Annotated in this window: 18 protein-coding genes and 2 pseudogenes; 7 read left to right on the top strand and 13 right to left on the bottom strand. The window is 74.0% G+C overall.

Annotation, left to right across the window (positions count from 1 at the left end; translation table 11 throughout):
• Nucleotides 1-165 (top strand): annotated as a pseudogene (locus tag ACFOW4_RS19595) (transposase); the annotation flags it as partial.
• Nucleotides 166-337: 172 nt separating this feature from the next.
• Here the strand turns inward: ACFOW4_RS19595 and ACFOW4_RS19590 are convergent.
• The 6 genes from ACFOW4_RS19590 to ACFOW4_RS19565 form a co-directional block, all read right to left on the bottom strand.
• Nucleotides 338-823: a DUF1203 domain-containing protein gene (locus ACFOW4_RS19590; protein WP_377529721.1), complete on the bottom strand. Its 486-nt coding sequence runs from the start codon at nt 821-823 to the stop codon at nt 338-340.
• Between the two features lie 105 nt (nt 824-928).
• The gene (locus ACFOW4_RS19585) at nt 929-2,527 is read right to left on the bottom strand and encodes an asparagine synthetase B family protein (protein WP_377529719.1); all 1,599 of its coding nucleotides are present in this window, start codon (nt 2,525-2,527) and stop codon (nt 929-931) included.
• A 4-nt stretch (nt 2,528-2,531) separates the two neighbouring features.
• A complete protein-coding gene (locus ACFOW4_RS19580) occupies nt 2,532-3,500 on the bottom strand; it encodes a DUF5715 family protein (protein ID WP_377529716.1) in 969 nt (322 codons plus the stop codon).
• 184 nt (nt 3,501-3,684) lie between these two features.
• Entirely contained in the window at nt 3,685-4,482 is a 798-nt protein-coding gene (locus ACFOW4_RS19575) for an isocitrate lyase/phosphoenolpyruvate mutase family protein (RefSeq protein ID WP_377529715.1), read from the bottom strand.
• Nucleotides 4,479-5,438 (bottom strand): cytochrome P450, encoded by a 960-nt coding sequence (locus ACFOW4_RS19570; protein ID WP_377529713.1) that lies wholly within the window; start codon nt 5,436-5,438, stop codon nt 4,479-4,481. The genes ACFOW4_RS19575 and ACFOW4_RS19570 overlap by 4 nt, the downstream gene beginning before the upstream one ends.
• 235 nt (nt 5,439-5,673) lie before the next feature.
• Complete coding sequence (locus ACFOW4_RS19565) at nt 5,674-6,417, bottom strand: ArsR/SmtB family transcription factor (RefSeq protein WP_377529712.1); 744 nt, start codon at nt 6,415-6,417, stop codon at nt 5,674-5,676.
• Nucleotides 6,418-6,569: 152 nt separating this feature from the next.
• Between ACFOW4_RS19565 and ACFOW4_RS19560 the strand changes: the two genes are divergently transcribed.
• Together ACFOW4_RS19560 and ACFOW4_RS19555 are read left to right on the top strand one after the other, a co-directional pair.
• On the top strand, nt 6,570-8,792 hold the full coding sequence (locus tag ACFOW4_RS19560; protein WP_377529709.1) for a family 43 glycosylhydrolase: 2,223 nt from the start codon (nt 6,570-6,572) through the stop codon (nt 8,790-8,792).
• A 185-nt stretch (nt 8,793-8,977) separates the two neighbouring features.
• The gene (locus ACFOW4_RS19555; RefSeq protein ID WP_377529708.1) at nt 8,978-9,676 is read left to right on the top strand and encodes a hypothetical protein; all 699 of its coding nucleotides are present in this window, start codon (nt 8,978-8,980) and stop codon (nt 9,674-9,676) included.
• Between the two features lie 75 nt (nt 9,677-9,751).
• Here ACFOW4_RS19555 and ACFOW4_RS19550 read toward each other — a convergent pair whose 3' ends face one another.
• Both ACFOW4_RS19550 and ACFOW4_RS19545 read right to left on the bottom strand, forming a co-directional pair.
• Complete coding sequence (locus ACFOW4_RS19550; RefSeq protein WP_377529706.1) at nt 9,752-10,273, bottom strand: 2'-5' RNA ligase family protein; 522 nt, start codon at nt 10,271-10,273, stop codon at nt 9,752-9,754.
• A 9-nt stretch (nt 10,274-10,282) separates the two neighbouring features.
• A pseudogene (locus ACFOW4_RS19545) lies at nt 10,283-10,728 on the bottom strand (Lrp/AsnC family transcriptional regulator).
• Nucleotides 10,729-10,789: 61 nt separating this feature from the next.
• Between ACFOW4_RS19545 and ACFOW4_RS19540 the strand changes: the two are divergent.
• On the top strand, nt 10,790-11,722 hold the full coding sequence (locus ACFOW4_RS19540) for an SMP-30/gluconolactonase/LRE family protein (RefSeq protein ID WP_377529705.1): 933 nt from the start codon (nt 10,790-10,792) through the stop codon (nt 11,720-11,722).
• Nucleotides 11,723-11,965: 243 nt separating this feature from the next.
• Here the strand turns inward: ACFOW4_RS19540 and ACFOW4_RS19535 are convergent, their stop codons facing one another.
• Together ACFOW4_RS19535 and ACFOW4_RS19530 are read right to left on the bottom strand one after the other, a co-directional pair.
• Nucleotides 11,966-12,571 (bottom strand): DNA-binding response regulator, encoded by a 606-nt coding sequence (locus tag ACFOW4_RS19535; protein WP_377529703.1) that lies wholly within the window; start codon nt 12,569-12,571, stop codon nt 11,966-11,968.
• On the bottom strand, nt 12,568-13,722 hold the full coding sequence (locus ACFOW4_RS19530) for a sensor histidine kinase (RefSeq protein WP_377529702.1): 1,155 nt from the start codon (nt 13,720-13,722) through the stop codon (nt 12,568-12,570). The genes ACFOW4_RS19535 and ACFOW4_RS19530 overlap by 4 nt, the downstream gene beginning before the upstream one ends.
• A gap of 279 nt (nt 13,723-14,001) precedes the next feature.
• On the opposite strand from ACFOW4_RS19530, the gene ACFOW4_RS19525 reads away from it, so the two are divergent.
• Nucleotides 14,002-14,766, top strand: a complete 765-nt coding sequence (locus ACFOW4_RS19525; protein WP_377529701.1) for a hypothetical protein — start codon at nt 14,002-14,004, stop codon at nt 14,764-14,766.
• A 74-nt stretch (nt 14,767-14,840) separates the two neighbouring features.
• Nucleotides 14,841-16,568, top strand: coding sequence for a DEAD/DEAH box helicase (locus tag ACFOW4_RS19520; protein ID WP_377529699.1), 1,728 nt, complete (start codon nt 14,841-14,843; stop codon nt 16,566-16,568).
• A gap of 47 nt (nt 16,569-16,615) precedes the next feature.
• Here ACFOW4_RS19520 and ACFOW4_RS19515 read toward each other — a convergent pair whose 3' ends face one another.
• Nucleotides 16,616-16,987, bottom strand: a complete 372-nt coding sequence (locus ACFOW4_RS19515) for a DoxX family protein (RefSeq protein ID WP_377529698.1) — start codon at nt 16,985-16,987, stop codon at nt 16,616-16,618.
• Nucleotides 16,988-17,093: 106 nt separating this feature from the next.
• On the opposite strand from ACFOW4_RS19515, the gene ACFOW4_RS19510 reads away from it, so the two are divergent.
• The gene (locus ACFOW4_RS19510) at nt 17,094-17,612 is read left to right on the top strand and encodes a MarR family winged helix-turn-helix transcriptional regulator (protein WP_377529696.1); all 519 of its coding nucleotides are present in this window, start codon (nt 17,094-17,096) and stop codon (nt 17,610-17,612) included.
• A gap of 100 nt (nt 17,613-17,712) precedes the next feature.
• On the opposite strand, the gene lon is transcribed toward ACFOW4_RS19510, so the two are convergent.
• Nucleotides 17,713-20,043: an endopeptidase La gene (gene lon / locus ACFOW4_RS19505; protein ID WP_377529695.1), complete on the bottom strand. Its 2,331-nt coding sequence runs from the start codon at nt 20,041-20,043 to the stop codon at nt 17,713-17,715.
• 38 nt (nt 20,044-20,081) lie between these two features.
• Complete coding sequence (locus ACFOW4_RS19500; RefSeq protein ID WP_377529693.1) at nt 20,082-20,369, bottom strand: hypothetical protein; 288 nt, start codon at nt 20,367-20,369, stop codon at nt 20,082-20,084.
• Nucleotides 20,370-20,381 lie beyond the last annotated feature (12 nt).

Below are 20,381 nucleotides of genomic sequence, written 5' to 3'. Positions count from 1 at the left end.
GACGCGATCCTCGCGTCCATCGAACACGGCCTGTCCAACGGCCGGATCGAGTCCGTCAACGCCAAGATCCGCCTGATCACCCGGATGGCCTTCGGATTCCACTCACCCGACGCCCTCATCGCCCTGGCCATGCTCAGCCTCGGCGGCCACCGACCCCAACTACCCGCCGATGACCACACACGGGCCCACACATCCGTCACAAGACCCATAAATATGCCTCAGAGTCATCGCCCTCGTCGCGAGCTGTCCCACCCCGACCGCGCGCCGTTGGCCACGCGCCGTTGCATTGGCGCCGAGGACCGTGCCGACGACCGCGCGCCGAGGAGCAGGCGGCGGATCAGGCAGGGGCGTCGTCGGCCCGCTCGACGGCGAACATGAAGCAGCCGTACACCACGTTGCGACTGTGCAGCTGGTGCACCGCCGGGTCGGCGAGCAGCTCGGCGATCACCGCCTCCGGGTCCGTGCCGTCGTGCAGCCGGCCGCCGTGGATCCGGCCCCGCCGGTCGTACGCCCTCAGGACCTGGGGCCGCCCCCGCCAGGCCGCGGGATGGCCGCCCGACCGGTCCGGGCCCGGGCAGTCACCGGCGTGGGCGAAGACCGGGCCGATTTCCCGGTACGGGCCGGCGGCGCCGGGCGGCGCGTACCCGAAGAGCAGCAGCGCCTCCCCCGCCTCGGCGTCGCGCAGACAGCAGCGCAGCGGCTCACCGCCCCCGGCCGGGAGCGCCTCGGCGGGTCGGTCCGCGGCGTCGCGGCCGGTGCGGCGGACGGTGTCGAGCGTCGCGGCCGGCAGGGCGCGGACGCGGAACGTGGTACCGGTCATCATGTGCCCAGCCTGGCCGGGCGTCGGCCATGGTGCTGGCGGTGTTCGGACCTGGCGCTACCGGTCGGCTGGGCACCCCGATGCGGGCAACCCGGTACCGGCAGGCGGTCAGCCGACCGTCGAGCGGCGCGCCGGGCGCGGGCCGACCAGCCGGCGGACCATCGGCGCGGCGTTCCACGTCGCCGCGCCGACCAGGTCCCGGGCGTGTTCCAGGACGGTGTAGTCGGGTCGGGCCAGGCCGTGCGCGATGGCCCGGTCCAGGTCGTTGCCGCAGCGGGTCAGCACGGTGTCGAAGTCGCGGCGGACCGGCTCCAGCAGGTCGTAGCCGAAGGAGCGGTGCAGCCGGGCGAAGAGCGGCTTGTACAGCCGGACCCGCTCGTGCAGCCCCGAGGAGTACGACATCGGGCTCTTTGGTCGCCGTCGGATGTAGTCGGGCAGCACGTCGGCGAAGGCCTGCCGGACGATCCACTTCTCCTGCCCGTCGCGGCGCTTCAGCTCCAGCGGCAGCCGCATCGCCAGCTCCACCACGCTCAGGTCGAGAAACGGCACCCGGGCCTCCACACCGTGCCCCATCGCGGTCCGGTCGACCCGCTGCAGCTCGGTCCGGCACAGGTTGCGGATCCGGTGCAGGAAGAGCCGGCGGGCCGCCGTCCCGACCTGGGAGTACATCGGGTACCCGCCGAACAGCTCGTCGGAGCCGTCGCCGGTGAGGACCACCTTGACGCCCAGCTCACGCAGGCGCCGGAAGATCGGCATGGTGACGACGGCGTTGATGATGTCGCCGTACTCGGTCAGCTCCGAGATGCGGATGGCTTCACGGACGTCGGCCAGCCGGATGTCGCGCGGGCGCAGCTCGACCACCTCGTGCGGTACGCCGAGGTCGGCGGCGAGCCGCCGCGCGTACGCCACGTCGGGGCTGTCCGGCACCCCGACCGTCACCGCCACGCAGTCCGGGTGCAGCTCGCGCACGTAGAGCAGGGCCAGCGCGCTGTCCAGCCCGCCGGAAAGCACCACCCCGACGGTCAGGTCGGTGTCCACCCGCATCCGGATGGCGTCGGCCAGCGCGGCCCGGACGAGCAGGGCGGCCTCGTCCGGGTCGTCGATGACGGGTAGTCCGTCGCCGAGGGTGAGCAGGTCGACGTACGGGCGCAGCCGCAGGTGCCCGTCGGGCTCGGCCCAGCCGTGGTGCCCGGGCGGCACCTCGGCGACCGGGGCGCCGTGCCCGACCAGCGCCTTGACCTCGGAGGCGAGGTACAGGCAGCCGGGCCGGCGGGACCAGTAGAGCGGCTTCACCCCGAGCGGGTCGCGGGCCAGGTACGCCCGCCCGGTGGAGCGCTGCACGATCGCGAACGCGTACTCGCCGCGCAGCCGGTGCACCGCATCCTCGCCCCAGCGCTCGAACGCGGCCAGCAGCACCTCGGTGTCGCCCTCGGTGCGGAACACGTACCCGAGCCGGGTCAGCTGCGCGCGCAACTCCCGGTGGTTGAAAATCTCGCCGTTGAAGCAGAGCAGCCAGCGCTCATCGGGCGACACCCAGGGCTGCACGGCACGCTCCCGGTCCACCACCCGCAGCCGGCGCGTGCCGGCGAGCAGCCCGCGCTCGGACCGGGTCTCGGTGACCTCGCCGCGTGGTGCGAGGACGGCGAGCATTCGCCGGAAGGTGGCCGGGTCGGCCTCGGGGCCGAGGCTCAGCGCGATGCCGCACATGCGCTCAGACTCCCAGCTCGGCCTCGTACGCCTGGCGCAGCCGGCGCCGGGCGGTGGGTGCGAGACAGAGGTGCCAGGCCTGCCCCTCGTCGATCACGTTGAGCTCGCCGGCCTCCTGCCGGGCCAGCAGCAGCTCCGCGAGCGTCTGCCGGGTGCCGAAGCGCTCGTACCAGGCCAGTTCCACGTCGACGGCGTAGCCGAGGCAGTGCCCACTGGGCAGCATCGCGGCGTAGCCGAGGCGGCGCAGCCGGTACTGGTGCTCGGCGCTGCGGACCAGGCTCGTCACCCAGAGCGGCGGGGTGGCGGGCGGCGTCGCCGCGGCGAACTCCCGTCCGAGGTCGTTCAGGAGCGCGACGATCTCCCGTCGGGCCCGGCGGAACAGCAGCCCGGCGGTGCGCGGGGTGGCGTCCGGCCGCAGCCGGCGACGCAGGCCGCGCGCCGCCCGGCCCAGCAGGTTGGCCGGCTGTTCCTGGTAGCGGAAGCGCAGCAGGTCGCGGCGACGCAGCCACTCCAGGTCGACCAGGTCGGCGCTGGCGTTGACCTGGTCGTCGGTGACGAAGGTGGGGGCGTCCTGCCACCACAGCACGTCGATGCGCGAGAGCAGGTAGATGCGGACCAGGGCGGTCAGGTCCCGCGCGGAGGTGCGCTCGTTCGGCTGGTACCGGGCCATCTCGAGCAGCAGTGTCTCGCGGGCGCCGAGCAGGCCCTGCGGGGTGGCGTCGAGCACCTGGGCGAGGGCCGGTTCGCGTAGCCGCTCGTCGATCAGCACCTGCCGGGCCCGGGTGCTGGACGCGTCGGCGAGGGCACCCACCTCGACCAGCAGGTCGGCCACTGCCGTCCGGTACGCGGCGAGGTCGGGTTGGACGGCGGGCAGACGGCGGGGCGCGGCGCCGGGCGGCCGACGACGGGCCGGGGCGGTGGGCGACACGGACGGACCGGGCTGCTGTCCCGGACTACGGCTGGGCACTCGCATGACGGGGTCCTCTCTCCGGTCACGACATTGGGTGAATCGCCCTGAAGACACCGTAATCAGCGGCACGGGGATAAGACCGAACAATCCTCCTATTTTCCTCGAATGAAGCCGACCGGACCGATGCCCGGCAGGCCGGTGGACGGGGGACGAACGGTCGCGCGGGAACGCCAGCCGGCACGAACCGTCAGTCGCCGTCCGCCGCGACCAGGCCCTGCACCTCGGCGTACGAGGGCAGCGCCGGGGACGCGGCGACTCCGCCGGCGCGGACCGCCTCGGCGGTGTCGACCGCGGCGGCCAGCGCGGCGCGGAACAGCAGGGAGCCGGTGCTGACCCGGGCCACGCCCGCCCTGCCCAGCTCCTCCAGCCCGGGTCCGCCCGGCTGGTACAGCGCGTTCAGCGGCGCGTCGATCCGCTCGGCGAGCAGGCGCAGCGTGGCCGGGTCGGCGATGCCGGGCACGAAGATCCCGTCGGCGCCGGCCGCCCGGTAGGCACGGGACCGGGCCAGGGTCCGCGGCAGCGGGTCGGTCACCTTGAGCCACCAGGTGTCGGTGCGGGCGTTGACGAACAGCTCGGGCACCGCCGCCTTCACCGCCGCGATCTTCTCGGCGGTGTCCTCCGGGTCGGCCAGGGTGCCGTCGGCGCGTCCGTCCTCCAGGTTGATCCCGACCACGCCGACCCCCGCCAGCTCGGCCACGTAATCGGCGACAACCGCCGGGTCGGCACTGAAGCCTGCCTCCACGTCGACGGTGAGCAGCACCGGCAGGCGGGCGAGCCGGCGGGCCAACGCCAGGGTCTGCGCCCCGGTGGCCGCCGCGCCGTCGGGACGGCCGGCGGCCGCGGCGACTCCGAGACTGGTGGTGCCGATCGCCGGGTGCCCGCGCGCGGCGAGCGCCGCGGCCGAGGCATGGTCCCACGCGTTCGGCAGCAGCAGGGGACGGCCGGCGTGGTGCAGGGCGTGGAACGCCTCCTGGCGGTCGCTCATCGGACCGTCACCTCCATCGTGGTCGGAACGCGCAGCGTCGGGTGCGGTTCGTGGCGCAGCTCGGCGCCGGTGCGCCGGCACCGCTCGCGCAGTACGTCGAGCACCCCGGCGGCGAGGGCGAGGGCGTGCCGCTCTCCCGGACAGCCGCGCTGCCCCGCGCCGAAGGTGAGCAGCCCGCCGCCGGGCCGGCCGGGGCGGAACTCGTCCGGCTCGGCGAACACCGCCGGATCCCGGTTGGCCGCGTCGAACCGGAGCAGCAGCGACGTGCCCGCCGGCAGGTCCCGCCCGCCGAGCCGCAGCGGCGCGACGGTGACCCGTCGGGTGGCCCGTACCGGCGGATCGAGCCGGAGCACCTCGGCCAGCAGGTGCACGGTCCCCACTCGGCCGCGCGGGTCGCTGGCCGGCCGCTCGGTGGGTGGGGGCAGCAGGTGGTGGGCGGCGGCGCCGATCAGGCCGGCGGTGGCGTCGCACGCCTGGACCAGCAGGCCGATCCGATTCGCCCGTACCTCCGGTGGGCCCGGCGGCGCGAGGGCCAGCAGAGCGGCCACCTCGCCGTCGGCCCGCCGGACCAGCGCGGGGTCGACCCCCGGGTGGTACGCGGCCGCGACGACCGTGACCGCCGTGCCGGCGGCGACCGGATCGGCGAAGCCGAGCCGACCGGCCAGCACCCGCAGCGGCACCGGCCGGGCCAGATGACGCATCACGTCGAGGCGGTCACCGGCCCGGTCCAGCACGGCGACGGTCAGCTCCGCCGCCTCCCGGCGCAGCTCGTCCGGGTCCAGCGCGGCCAGCGCGCCCACGCCGATCGCCCGGCGTTCGGCGTGCCACTGCGGCGGGCTGAACCGGCTCACCGTGGCGCGCAGCCAGGCGAGTGTGTCGGGCGGACCGGTCTCGACGGCCGGCACCCGGCAGGCCGGGTGGGTCAACACGGCTCGGATGTCGGCGTGCCGTGTCACCGACCAGCCGCTTGCGGGCTCGAACGAAGGGGGCCCGCACGCCGGAATTCCGGCGACGGGCGGTACGACAGGCCAGGCGAGAGTCACCGGCCGACGGTAGCGGCCGCATCCTTCGCCCCCGGCCGAACGATCCCGCCCCCTTGATCGACTCGACGTCCTGGAGACCGGGGTGTCCGGCGACGGGCACACCCCGACGTCACCGAGCCCGAGTCAATCAACCCGGGGCGGCCGGAGGTCAGGCGCGACCGCCCGTGGGAGGGTCCGGTGGGGTCGGGATCAGGGTGTGTTCGGGAACGTGCAGGGCCGCGGCGAGGGCGGGCCGACCGGTCGGGGTGAGGCGGATCGCGCGGCTGGCGCCCCGGGTCGTCCAGCCCATCTCGGTGAAGCGGCGGCAGAGCGCGGCCCCGAGCGCGCCGGCCAGGTGGGGGCGGCGCTCGATCCAGTCCAGGCAGTCGCGGACGACCGGGCGGCGCGCCGCGCGCAGCTCCGTCACCGGTACGCCCAGCCCGGCCGCCCAGTCCCACCCGTCCGGGGTGAGCGTCAGCCCGTTGGAGCGGTCCAACCGCCCGTCAGCGAGCAGGGCGTCGTACATCAGCACGCCCAGCCGCCCGGCCAGGTGGTCGTAGCAGGTGCGGGCGTACGCCATGGCGGCGCCGGCGGTGGCGGCGCGCAGTGACCCGGTGGGCGTGGGCGGGGCGGGGGCGTGCCCGGCGAGGCCCTCGATCAGCTGGGCCACCGACGGCCCGGCCAGTCGCAGGTAGCGGTGCCGCCCCTGGCGCTCCTCGACCAGCAACCCGCCGCGGACCAGCCGGTTCAGGTGCTCGCTCGCCGTCGACGGCGCGATCCCGGCGCGACGGGCCAGCTCGCCCGCCGTCCAGGCGCGGCCGTCCAGCAGCGCGAGGCACATGCCCGCGCGGGTGCCGTCGGCCAGGAGGGCGGCCAGCTCGGCCATGCCCCGGCCCTCGGTGGTAGCGGTCATGCCCCTCATCATCGACCCCGCTGGCAGCCGACCGACCGGCCGGGCAGCGAACGCCGCAGGCCCCACCTTTACAACGTTGTATCCATCGTTGTAGAAACGGGGACACGCACCGACCCTTGTCGACACACCGCCAACTCCCTAGGCAGGTCTGCATGCGACACCTCCGCCGCGGCGGCGCACTCGCCGCCGTGCTCGGTCTGATCCTGGCCGCGACCGGGCCCACACCCGCCGCCGCCGACTCCTCCCGCTACCGCAACCCGATCTCCGCCGACATCGGCGACACCTTCGCCGACCCGGTCATCGTCCGTGGCGACGACGGCTACTGGTACGCCTACGGCACCACCGACCCGCTGCGCGAGGGTGAGAAGCAGTTCCACCGGGTTCCGACCGCCCGCTCGGCCGACCTGGTCGACTGGACCTACGTCGGCGACGCGTTCGGCCCCGACCAGCGCCCGCCGTACGCGGCGCCCGGCGCTGCCTTCTGGGCTCCGGACGTGCGCCGCATCGGCGACCGGTGGGTCATGTACGTGACGGTCACCGACACCACCGTCTCCGCCGAGGGCAGCGACTTCGCCATCGGCGCGGCCACCGCGCCCAGCCCGACCGGGCCGTGGACCTTCGCCGCGCAGCCGGTCGTCGCGCCGCGTCCCGGTGGTGGCGGCGGTTACCTGTGGACCATCGACCCCAGCCAGTTCACCGACGTCGACGGCCGCAGCTACCTCTACTACGGCAGCTACTACGGCGGCATCTCGGTCACCGAACTTTCCGCGGACGGGCTGAGCGCGGTCGGCACACCGACCCTGGTGGCGATCGACAACAAGTTCGAGGGCAGCTACGTGCTGCGCCACGACGGCTGGTACTACCTGTTCGCCTCCACCGCGAACTGCTGCGCCGGCCCGGCCACCGGCTACTCCGTCCAGGTCGGACGGTCGCGCAGCCCGCGCGGCCCGTTCGTCGACCGGGACGGGACCGCGCTGACCGCGTCGCGGGCCGGCGGTACGCCGGTGCTCACCCAGAACGGCAACCGGTGGATCGGGACCGGGCACAACGGCTTCCTGACCGACCTGTCGGGCCAGGACTGGATCGTCTACCACGCCATCGACCGGGCCGACCCGTACCTGGACGAGCCGTTCGGCATCAACGAGCGGCCGATGCTGCTGGACCGGCTGGACTGGATCGACGGCTGGCCGACGGTGAACGCCGGAGCCGGCCCGTCCGAGGACGGCAGGCCCGCGCCGGTCACCACCGGACGGGTCGACGAGCGCTTCGACTCCGCCGGCCTCGCCGGTTGGCGGCGTACCAGCGGAAGCTGGCAGGTCACCGACGGCCGGCTCGTCGGCAGCGGCGCGCTGACCAGCCGTACCACCGTGGGCGGCGACGTGCGGGCCGAGGCCGACCTGCGCCTGACCGGCGCGGACGCCGCCGGGATCGCCCTCGGCGACCGGGTCGAGGTGCGGGTGGACGCGGCCGGCGGCCAGCTGGTGGCCCGCGACGGCAAGCGGCGCACGGCCACCGCGCCGCTGCCCGTCGGGTTCGACCCGGCCGACCGGCACAACCTGGCCGTCGAGGTCCGCGGCCGGCAACTCGTCGCCGAGCTGAGCCCGGCCCGACTCGGCGACCAGCTCGCCGTGGTGTCCCTGCGGCTGGACCGCCCGGTGGTGGGCCGGCTCGCGCTGACCGCCACTGACGGCACGGCCGAGTTCGACAACGTCAGCGTCGCCCGGCTGTACCAGCCCGCCCGCCGGGCCGCGCCGACGCCCCGGATCGGCGCGCCGCTGCCGGCGTACTCCGACGAGTTCAGCGACGGGCTCGACGGCGACTGGCAGTGGGTACGCGAGGACCCGGCGACCAGCGTCTCCGGCGGCGCGCTGCGCTGGCCGGTGCAGGGCGCGGACCTGACCGGCACCGGCAACACGGCCGGCGTGCTGCTGCGCGACGCGCCGGCCGGCGACTACGTCGTCGAGACGAAGGTGACGCTGGACCTGGGTGAGGAGACCGTCCGCAACTACCAGCAGGCCGGCCTGGTCGCCTACGTGGACGACAACCGGTTCGCCCGGCTGGCCCAGGTGGCGATCTGGAACACCCGGCAGGTCGAGTACGGCTACGAGCTGCCCTTCGCCGGCCAGCCGGTGTACGGCGGCAGCATCGTCGGCACCCCGGCCACCACCACCTGGCTGCGACTGGCGCACCGCGTCGACCCGACCACCGGCGAGCACGAGTTCCGGGCCGGCTCCAGTCGCGACGGGCGTACGTGGACGTGGGGTGCGGTGTGGACCTTCCCGGCCGACACCACCCCGCGGATCGGGCTGATGGCGCACGGCGGCGCCGAGCCGCCGGTCACCGCCGAGTTCGACTACCTGCGCTTCTACCGCTGACGGGACGGAGTGCCCCTGGATCGCCCAGGGGCACTCCGTTTCGGCGATGCTTCTTGCAACAGGGCCGATCCGCAAGTCGTGGAAATTGCCGCACTTGCCTGCGGTCGTACTCTGAAGGGGCCGCGACGCCACTGTGGCGAGTCGGGGCCCTAGCGCTCGCACCGCGGGCGGATGGAAGCAGCCGTATGATCTGGACGAGGCTCAGAAGCGACCGCACCCCTGCGCGACTTCGCGCCGTCGACGACCTGCAGTTTCCCGCCAGCGGGCGTCAGCGTCTCCGCAATCAGTATCCCCACCTCAGCGACGACGACATTCGCCTGGTCGAAACTGCGACCCGGCAGTGGTTCCGGCTCGTCGTCCGCCATTCCAGTGCGAAGCTCACGATGCCGTCGGTGATCGTTGGCGATCTGTGGCACGAAATGACATTGCAGACGCGGGACTACGCCGCGTTCTGCGACGCCGCGTTCGGGGGCCCTCTGCACCACCAGCCGAGGTCGGCGACGGGTGCTGCCTCGGTCGACGCCGGTCGCACTCCGCTGCTGCTGGCCACTCTCACCTACGGCCGCCGGGACGAGGGTTGCGGCCCAACGGAGCTTCCCCTGCTGTTCCGGGTGGACCAGGAACTCCGCGTCCGGGACGGCAACCGCTACCTGGCCGACTGCGGAGGGCGCGGCGAGTGCTTCCAGGGTTCCGGCCTGGTCTGCCTGCAACACCTCGGCGGGCCGGGTAAGCGGCCCAGGCCGCCCGGTATCCGCGGCGACCTGCCCTTCAACGACGGCCGCCACGGCTATGCCGGCGGTGCGGGCGGCATTGGTGGTGGCGGCGACGTGTATGGCGGCGGCGATGGCGGGGGCGGCGATGGTGGTGGTGGGGGCAGCAACTGAGGTCCCCTGACCCACCAGTCCGAGCGACCGCCGGCGGAGCACCATCACCTGGCCGGTGCGAACCGTCGCCGGAGATCAGACGTGCTGGCGGGTCAGCGGCGTCACCGACCGGTCCGCGCCGTCGTAGCTGCGGGCCGCGACGAACGCGCCCGTCGGCCGCTGACCGCCGGCGACGGCGCGGGCCAGCCGCAGGTCCGCGTCGCGGAACCGCAGCGCCAAACTCAGGTGCGGCACCCACTCCCCCGGCGCGTGCCAGGGCCGGTGGCCGGTCGCGGTGGCGAGCACGTCCCAGACGGCGGCGTGCAGCGCGGTCAACGCCGGCGCGGGACGAACGAGCCAGACCAGCGGGGCGCTGCCATCCAGGACGACGACACGGTCGAGGGTGACCGGCACCGGCAGCGCCGCGTCGAACAGCGCTCCGAGGCGGTGCTCGGCGCCGGGCGGGAACTCGTCCACGGCGGCGAGGGTCAGGTGCGGCCGGTTGGTCGGGTGGATGTTGCGGGCCAGGCTGGGCAGCCCGGCTGCCGCCAACCGGTCCCAGGCGGACCGGACCGCGGCGTCCAATCCGGCCGAGCAGACCAGTTCCACCGTACGCACCCCCGCACGCTAGCCCGGCGGCTGCGGCTCGGTGTGCCGGTCCAGCACGCTCACCGGCCGTTCGAAGAACGTCTCGAGCACGACGATGGTCTGGGTGCCGGTGACTCCGTCGATGTCGAAGATGCTGCGGAGCACCGCCTGCAGGTCCTCGGTGGTCGCGGTGCGGATCTTCACCAACAGCGAGGCAGCGCCAGCGACGATGTGCGCTTCCTGGATGCCGGGATCGCTGAGAGCGCGTCGCGGGTGTCGCCCATCCACGTGTTGCCGTCGACCATCACGAAGGCCGACACGCCGCGGTCGACGGCGGCCGGATCGACCTCGATGGTGGTGCGGCGGATCACCCCGCGGTCGCGCAGCTTGCGCACCCGATCGTGTGCCGAGCCGGCGGACAGACCCACCGCCTTGCCCAGCGCCGCGTAGGACTGGGTGGCGTCGTGCTGCAGGCACGCCAGCAGGTTCGGCGTGCATGCATACGATTCGGCCGAACCTGGTTTACGAGAAACCGGAGGCGCGGCGATGGCAGAGACGGTTCCCGCACAGTTCCAGCTGCTCGACGAGCGGTTCCGTCGCCTCGACGGCGACTTCGTCCTCGAACGGCTGCACACGGGCGCACGCAAGACCGAGGGCCCGGCGTACTTCCCAGCCGGTCGGTACCTGGTGTGGAGCGACATCCCCAACGACCGGCTGCTGCGCTGGGACGAGGCCACCGGCGCGGTCGGCGTCTTCCGCCACGCCTCGGGCTACGCCAACGGCAACACGGTGGACCGCCAGGGCCGGCTCGTCACGTGCGAGCAGGGCAACCGGCGCGTCACCCGCACCGAGCACGACGGCACGATCACCGTGCTCGCCGACCGCTACGAGGGGCGGCGGCTCAACAGCCCGAACGACGTGGTGGTACGCGCCGACGGCACGATCTGGTTCACCGACCCGAGCTACGGCATCGACTCCGACTACGAGGGCAACAGGGGCGACAACGAGTTCGGCGGCGCCTGCCACGTGTTCCGCCTCGACCCGTCCACCGGTGACCTGCGCATCGTCGCCGACGATTTCCGCCGCCCCAACGGCCTGGCCTTCTCCGGCGACGAGCAACAGCTCTACATCGTCGACACCCGGCAGGACCCGAGCCACATCCGCGTCTTCGACGTCACCGCCGCCGGCACCCTGACCGGCGGAAGGGTCTTCGCCGAATGCGACTTCGGCCGTTTCGACGGCATCCGCATCGACGACGCCGGGCGCGTGTGGGCCGCGGCCTGGGACGGCGTGCACTGCTTCGACCCCGACGGCACCCTCATCGGCAAGCTCCTGCTGCCCGAATCGGTCGCCAACCTCACCTTCGGCGGGCCGAAACGCAACCACCTGTTCATCACCGCCGGCGGCTCCGTGTACACGCTGCGGGTCACGTTCAACGGCGCCCGCTACCCACCGGCCACCGCTGGCGAGGGGCGATGAGCGACTCCTCGCTCACCGGGACGGCCGACCCGATCGCCATCGCGGCCACCCGCGGACCTCGTGCCGCTGGCCGGCCTGACCAAACGGCGCGTACGGGCGGTCGCCCACGCGCTGGGCATGCCGGCTTCAACCGCGTCGGCTGAGGACCGCGTCGATCACGAGGGTGGCGTTGTCGGTGCCGGCGTGTCGTGACGCCAACTTCATGATCGACAGGGCAGGGCGTGGCGCAGGCGCGGGTCCTTCTCAGAGCCAGCCGTTGTTGCGGGCGGTGCGTACCGCTTCGGCCCGGTCGGCCGCGCCGAGCTTCTGCACGGCGGCGGAGAGATGGTTGCGCACGGTGCCGGCGGACAGGTGCACCCGGCGGGCGATCACCGCGACCGGAACGCCGAACTCGGCCAGCCGCAGCGTCTCCAGCTCGCGGGGGGTCAGCGGGCAGTCGGGCAGGGTGAGCGCGTCGGCGGCCAGCGACGGGTCGACGTACCGGCCGCCGGCGTGCACGCGGCGGATCACGTCGGCGAGCGCGCCACCGGGCGAGCCCTTGGGCAGGAAGCCGCGAGCGCCGGCGGTCAACGCCCGTCGGAGGTGCCCGGGCCGGCCGTGACCGGTCAGCACCACCACCGCGCACGCGGGCAGCACCCGGGCCAGCTCGGCGGCGACGCCGATGCCGTCCAGGCCGGGCATCTCCAGATCGACCACGGCCACGTCGGGGCGGTGCGCCAGCGCGGCGTCGACGGCCGCCGGCCCCTCGGCGGCCTGCGCCACCACCTCGATGTCCGCTTCGAGGCCGAGCAGCGCGGCGACGGCGACCCGGACCAGGTCCTCGTCGTCGGCGAGCAGCACGCGGATCACGCGGGCACCGGCACGGTTGCTTCCAGGGTGAACACCGCGTCCTCGCGGCGTACCCGCAGCTCCCCGCCCACAGCGGCGAGGCGGTCGGCCAGCCCGCGCAGGCCGTGGCTGTGCTCGTCCGGGCCCCGATCGTCGGCTCCGTCGTTGGCCACCGTCATCCTGGCCACGTTCTCCTCCCGGTCGATGCGGATCCGGCACCAGTCGGCCCGGCTGTGTCGCAGCACGTTCGTACCCGCCTCACGCAGCACCGCCGCCAGTTCCGCAGCCGCGGCCTGCGGCAGGTCGGCCGGCGGCGGCAGCACCGTGCACCGCACGCCGCAGGAGCGCAGTACGCCCGCCACCGCGGCCAGCTGTTCTCCGAGGTCAATCGACCGGTAGCCGTGCACGGCCTCGCGGACCTCAGTCAGCGCCGACGCGGCGAGCTGCTGCACCTCGGTGGCCTCCCGCCCGGCCCGCTCCGGGTCGACCGGGGCCAGCCGGGCGGCGAGTTCGGCCTTCAACGCGATCACCGTGAGGCTGTGGCCCAGCACGTCGTGCACGTCGCGGGCGAAGCGCAGCCGCTCCTCGGCGGCGGCCAGCCGGGCCCGTGCGGCCTGACCCTGCCGGGCCTCCACGAGCAGGTCCCAGAACCACACCTGGAACCAGTTCACCGCGGCGACGCCCGCCCCGATCCCGCCGCTGACCGCCAGGTGGCGCCAGACCGAGCCGCCGGTCCACCAGGCCACGCCCGCCGACACCAGCAGGATGCCGGCGGTCACCGCCAGCGCGGTCGGGAGGCGGACCAGCAACGGCGCCATGCCGATCAGCGAGGCGCCCAGCCAGGCCCAGGTCGGCCAGGCGCCGGCGGCCACCGGGGCGACCAGCGGAACGGTCAGCACCGCCACCGCGGTCAGACCGATCTGGGCGCGGCGCCGCCAGCGCTGGTCGAGCCAGGGGGTCACCGCCGCGTACAGGACGGCGGCCTGGCTGACGGCGAAGGCCAGAATGCCGAGCGCGCCGAGCGTCACCCGCGCCGGGTCGGGTTCCCGGGCCAGACCGACCGCGGGCAGCAGGATGCTCGCCCAGATCCCGGTGGCCAGCGACAGCAGGGTGCCCTGCCGCGCTCGGCGCAACCGCCGGTCCGCCTCGGGCGACACCCCGTCGTTGACCACGGGACCGATCCTAGGTCCGCCGTGCCCGGTTCCACCCCTGCGCGATGTCACGGTTCGACCGTGCGATCCGCACGGTTTTCCGGTGACGGACGAGCCTGCCCACCAAGCCGGGACGCCGGCAGGGTGAACGCCATGGGACAGACAGGTACGCACGCTGACGCCGTCGTCGTACGGCAGACCGGGCCGCTTGCGGCCGACCGCCCGGCGCCGTCGACCACGGCGCCGACCCCGACGGCGCCGCCAGGCGGAACCCGACGGTTGCTGAGGCACCTCGGCGAGATGGCGGTCGCGATGGTCGCCGGGATGCTGCTGCTCAACCCGCTGTGGGAAGCGGCCGGCACCCTCCTCGGCATCGAAGGGCCGCTGGGCCGCCCGGAGGTTGCCGCACTCGTGATGGCCACCGACATGACCATCGGAATGACGATCTGGATGCGCTACCGGGCGCACCACTGGGTGGCGGTCGGCGAGATGGCCGCCGCGATGTACGTCCCGTTCCTGCTGCTGCTCGTACCGTTTCGGGCCGGCCTGCTGAACGGCGACGCCCTGCTGCTCGGCGGTCACCTGCTGATGGTGCCGGCGATGGTGCTGGTGGCCGTACGCCACCGGCACGAGGCGCCGGTGGCGGTGCGCCGGCACCCGGCCGTGGTGGCGCTGGCGCGCCGCTGGCCGACCGGGCTGGCCCTGCTGATGACCGTGGACATGTGGGTCGACCCGAGCGTGCTCAGCCCGTGGACGATGCTGGTGCTGCCCGGCGGGTACCTGTTGATCGGTGCCGCCCGCCGCACGCTGCGCGGGCCAGGCGTGCTGGCCACGCAACTGCTCGGCTCGGCCGCCTGGGTCGCCCTGACGCTGGCGGCGGTCGCGGCCGGTGGTCGCACCGCCGCTTGGCTGGTGGCGTTCGGTTGGCTCGCGCACGCCGGCTGGGACCTGGTCCACCACCGCCGCGCGAGGGTGGTGCCGCGCGCCTACGCCGAGTGGTGTGGGGTACTCGACGCCGCCCTCGCCGGGATGATGGTGTTGGCGATCCTGACGACCGGAGGCTGACCGGCCGGCGGTCCGACAGGGCTGTTGTGCCGGTCGCCGCAGCAGGTGCGGCGGCGTGATGAAAAGCTTGACGCATGAGTTCCGCACCCGCACGGCACGACGCACCGACCGACACCACCCCCGCAGACACCGAGGAGGCGAGCGCCTTCACGGACCTCGGGCTGCGCACCGAGCTGCTGGGCGCGCTGGCCGCCCTCGGCTACGAGGAGCCCACCCCGATCCAGCGGGAGGCGATCCCGCCGCTGCTCGACGGGCAGGACCTGCTCGGTCAGGCGGCCACCGGCACCGGCAAGACGGCCGCGTTCGCGCTGCCGCTGCTGCACCGGATGCCGGCGCACCGCGCCGGCGGGGACCCGGTGGCGCTGGTGCTGGTGCCGACCCGGGAGCTGGCGGTGCAGGTGTCCGAGGCGTTCCACCGCTACGGCAAGGACCTCGGCACGAGGGTCCTGCCGATCTACGGCGGGCAGCCGATCGGCCGGCAGTTGCGGGCGCTGGACAGCGGGGTCGACGTCGTGGTGGCGACCCCGGGCCGGGCCCTGGACCACATCGCCCGGGGCACGCTGCGGCTGGGCGGGTTGGCCACGGTGGTGCTCGACGAGGCCGACGAGATGCTCGACATGGGCTTCGCCGAGGACATCGAGGCGATCCTGGAGCACGCGCCGGCGCAGCGCCAAACGGTGCTCTTCTCGGCCACCATGCCGTCGCGGATCGACGGGATGGCCCGGCAGCACCTGCGCGAGCCGGTCCGGATCGAGATCGGCCGGGAGCAGCCGGTGGCCGGCGAGGCCCCTCGGGTGCGGCAGAGCGCGTACATCGTGGCCCGGGGGCACAAGCCGGCGGCGCTGGGCCGCGTGCTGGACGTCGAGTCGCCCACCGCGGCGATCGTCTTCTGCCGCAGCCGCGAGGAGGTCGACCGGCTGACCGAGACGATGAACGGTCGGGGCTACCGGGCCGAGGCGCTGCACGGCGGGATGAGCCAGGAGCAGCGTGACCGGGTGATGGGCCGGCTGCGCGGCGGCACGGCCGACCTGCTGGTCGCCACCGACGTGGCGGCCCGCGGTCTGGACGTGGAGCAGCTCACCCACGTGGTCAACTACGACGTGCCGTCCGCGCCCGAGTCGTACGTGCACCGCATCGGCCGGGTGGGTCGGGCCGGCCGCGAGGGGGTGGCGATCACCCTCGCCGAGCCCCGTGAGCACCGGATGCTCAAGACCATCGAGCGGGTGACCGGCCAGCGGATCACCATAGACAAGATCCCCACCTTGGCGGACATGCGCACCCGCCGGCTGGAGCTGACCCAGGCCGCGCTGCGGGAGAGCCTGCTGGAGGACAACCTCGACCCGTTCCGGGTGATCGTCGAGTCGCTGACCGACGAGTTCGACCTCATGGAGGTCGCTCTCGCGGCGGTGAAGTTGGCCCACGAGGTGACCTCGCCGGGCTCGGACGACGAGGAGGAGATCCCGCAGGTGCCGGTGCGCAGCGCGCGGGAGGGCCGACCGGACACCGGTGGACGCGGCGGTGACCGGCGCGGTGGCGGCGGCCGGCCGCGCTCCGGCTCCAGCGGCATGGCCCAGGTCTTCATCGGCCTCGGTCGGCGCGCCGGAGTGCGCCCGCAGGACCTGGTCGGCGCGATCACCGGGGAGACCCGGATCAGCGGACGGGACATCGGTTCGATCGAGATCGCCGACCGGTTCTCGCTGGTCGAGGTGCCGCAGGGGGTGGCCGACGAGGTGATCGCGGGGCTGCGCGGCAGCACCATCAAGGGCCGCAAGACCACCGTCCGCCGCGACCGCGACCAGTAGCGAACGCTGCCGGCGACCGCCCCACACGGCGGTCGCCGGCGCACCGATCAGAAGGAGTACGGGCCGAAGCGGCCCCAGGCCACCAGCGCGGCGAGGACGAGCAGCACCAGGCAGACCAGCGCGCCCGGCGTCTCCTTGCGGCGCAGATGCACCACGATCCCGCCGATCATCACGATCACCAGGCCGAGCGCGGCCAGCGGGGTCAGCACGGTGGCGATGCCGGTGAGGGCGGGCAGCACCAGCCCGAGGGCGGCCAGCAACTCGACGGCGCCGAGCGCCTTCACCTGCGTAGGCGGGACCGGGTCGACCCAGCCCATCTTGTCGCGCAGCTTCTCCTTCGGCTGGGTCAGCTTGGTCAGGCCGGCGCCGGCGAAGACGGCGGCGAGCAGGATCTGGATGATCCAGAGCACCACGTTCACGGGGTTCCTCCAGGGGTGCCGCCTCACGGCGGGAAATATTTGACGCTTCAAGCAGCACAGTACGGCGCGGATACTTGAACCGTCAACAACAGGTAAGCTGGGCGGCATGCAGCAGGAGACCCACTGGCTGAGCGACGCCGAGCAGGGGGTCTGGCGCGACCTGATGCGGCTGGTGACCGTGCTGCCCGCGACCCTCGACGGGCAGTTGCAGCGCGACGCCGGGCTGACCCACTTCGAGTACCTGGTGCTCGCGATGCTCAGCGAGACGCCGGGCCGGTCCCGGCGGATGAGCGAGCTGGCCGGCCTGGTCAACGGCTCCCAGTCGCGACTGTCACACCTGGTCGGTCGGCTCGAGCGGCGGGGGCTGGTCCGCCGCGAACGCACCGCCGAGGACGGCCGGGGTTCGGTGGCGGTGCTGACCGAGGCCGGCTGGGACATGGTCGTGCGCGCCGCACCCGGGCACGTGGAGCACGTACGGTCACTGATCTTCGACGCGCTCGACGACGCGCAGGTGGGGCAGCTCGGTGCGGTCCTGACCGCCCTGCTGACCCGACTCTCCCCGGACGAGGCCTGCCGGGAGGGGACGCCGACCGCCCCCTGCGCCCCGCCGGAGCCGGGCTGCTGAGGCTCGCCGCGCCGTCACACCGGACCGCCGAAACCCTCCGGCACACGGCCGGGCCCCCGCCGTCCGGGGACGGCGGGGGCCCGGGATGTGGTGCGGGCTGTCAGGCCGCGGCGAGAGCCGGGCCGTCCAGCGACTCGACGTCGGCCGGACGCAGCGCCAGGGCCAGCACGTCGGCCACGTCGGCCAGGGTGTGCACGGTCAGCGCCGCACGCACCTCGGCCGGCAGGTCGTCCAGGTCCGGCTCGTTGCGGGCCGGGATGATGACCTCGGTGAGGCCGGCCCGGTGGGCGGCGAGCAGCTTCTGCTTCACCCCACCGATCGGCAGCACCCGACCGGACAGCGTCACCTCGCCGGTCATCCCGAACTCCGGGCGGACCGGACGTCCGGTGACCAGCGACGCCAGCGCGGTCACCATGGTGATGCCGGCGCTGGGCCCGTCCTTGGGCACGGCGCCCGCCGGGACGTGCAGGTGGATCCGCCGTCCGGCGAGGGCGTTCGGGTCGATGCCGAGCCGGCGCCCGTTGGAGCGCAGGTAGGAGAGGGCGATGTGGGCCGACTCCTTCATCACGTCACCGAGCTGGCCGGTCAGGGTCAGCCCCGGCTCGCCCTCCATGCTGGTCGCCTCGATGAAGAGCACGTCGCCGCCGGCGCCGGTGACCGCGAGACCGGTGGCCACGCCGGGCACCGCGGTGCGCTCCGCCGACTCCGGCGTGAACTTCGGCCGCCCCAGGTAGCGGGCGAGGTTGTCGGTGTCCACCCGCACCGACGTCGGGTCGGTCGCCAGCGTCACCGCCACCTTGCGCAGGATCTTCGCCAGGGCGCGTTCGAGTTGCCGGACCCCGGCCTCCCGGGTGTACTCCCCTGCGATCCGCGCGAGCGCCTCGTCCGCGACGGTCACCTCGTCGGCGGTCAGCCCGGCCCGCTCCCGCTGGCGCGGCAGCAGGTGGTCCCGGGCGATGGCCACCTTCTCGTCCTCGGTGTACCCGTCCAGGGTCACCAGCTCCATCCGGTCCAGCAGCGGGCCGGGGATGGACTCCACCACGTTGGCGGTGGCCAGGAAGAGCACGTCGGACAGGTCGAGGTCGACCTCCAGGTAGTGGTCGCGGAAGGTGTGGTTCTGGGCCGGGTCGAGCACCTCCAGCAGGGCGGCGGCCGGGTCGCCGGCGTAGCCGGCGGCCAGCTTGTCCACCTCGTCGAGGAGCACGACCGGGTTCATCGAGCCGGCCTCGCGCAGCGCGCGCACGATCCGGCCGGGCAGCGCCCCCACGTAGGTGCGCCGGTGACCGCGGATCTCCGCCTCGTCGCGGACACCGCCCAGGGAGACCCGGACGAAGTTGCGCCCGAGCGCCCGGGCGACCGACTCGCCGAGGCTGGTCTTGCCCACCCCGGGCGGGCCGGCGAGGGCGAGCACCGCGCCGGAGCCGCGCCCGCCGACCACGCCGAGGTTGCGCTCGGCCCGGCGGTTGCGCACCGCGAGGTACTCCAGGATGCGGTCCTTCACGTCGGCCAGGCCGGCGTGGTCGGCGTCGAGCACCGCGCGCGCCGCGGCCAGGTCGGTGTTGTCCTGGGTACGCGTGCTCCACGGCATCTCCAGCACCGTGTCCAGCCAGGTCCGGATCCAGCCCGCCTCCGGGGAGGCGTCGCTGGCCCGCTCCAGCTTGCCGACCTCGCGCAGGGCGGCCTCGCGGACCTTCTCCGGCAGGTCGGCGCCCTCGACGCGGGCCCGGTAGTCGGCCGAGCCGTCCGGCTCGTCCTCGCCGAGTTCCTTGCGGATCGCGGCGAGCTGCTGGCGGAGCAGGAACTCGCGCTGGGACTTCTCCAGCCCCTCGCGGACGTCGGTGTTGATCTGCTCGGTGACCTCCTGCTCGGCCAGGTGGTCCTTCACCCAGCCGACCAGCAGTTCGAGGCGGGCGGTGACGTCCGGCGCGGCGAGCAGCTCGGTCTTCTGGCCCAGGGTCAGCCAGGGCGCGTAGCCGGCCGAGTCGGCCAGCTCGGACAGGTCGGTCATCCGCTCCATGGCGTCGATGACCTGCCACGCGCCACGCTGCTGGAGGACCGAGGTCGTCAGCGCGCGGTACTCGCGGGCCAGTTCCCGGGCCTTCCCGGCCGGGGCGGGTTCGTCGAGCGGGGTGGCCTCGACCCAGAGGGCGGCGCCGGGGCCGGGGACGCCGGAGCCGATCCGGGCCCGCGACAGGCCGCGGACCACGGCGGCGGGTTCGCCGTCGGGGAGCCGGCCGACCTTCTCGATGGTGGCGATCACGCCGACCGGGCCGTACTCGCCGTCGATGCGGGGCACGGCGAGCAGTTTGCGGTCGCCGGTGGCGCGGGCCGCGTCCACGGCGGCCTGGGTGGTGGGGTCGAGGGTCACCGGGATGACCATGCCGGGCAGCAGCACGGCGTCGGTCAGCGGAAGTACCGGAAGAGTTGCCATCGAACACCTGCTATCGCGTTAGGTTGAGCGTGTCTCACTCAAGTAACAAAACGTTCCCCTTGTTCCGGCCTGTGACCCAGGCCACTGTCCGGGCTGTTCCCGCGTACCGGAAACAGCAGCTCACGGGCCGCCCGGCCGCCGCCGGCCACCAGCACGGCCAGCGGGATGGCCAGGCTGGTCAGGGCCAGGGCGACCACCAGCCGGCCGGGCAGGCCGGCGGCGGCCGCGACCACGGTCAGCGCGGCGAAGACGAGCAGCTTGACCCGGACCCGGGGCAGTGGGACGACGATGGCATCCCGGCCGGGGGGCGCGACGACGGACGACACGGTTCCTCCTTC

It is taken from the genome of Micromonospora sp. GCM10011542, from assembly GCF_042650685.1.
Taxonomy (GTDB): Bacteria; Actinomycetota; Actinomycetes; order Mycobacteriales; family Micromonosporaceae; genus Micromonospora.
The sequence above is the reverse complement of the archived record's forward strand: the minus strand, read 5'-3'. Positions and strand labels throughout refer to the sequence as shown.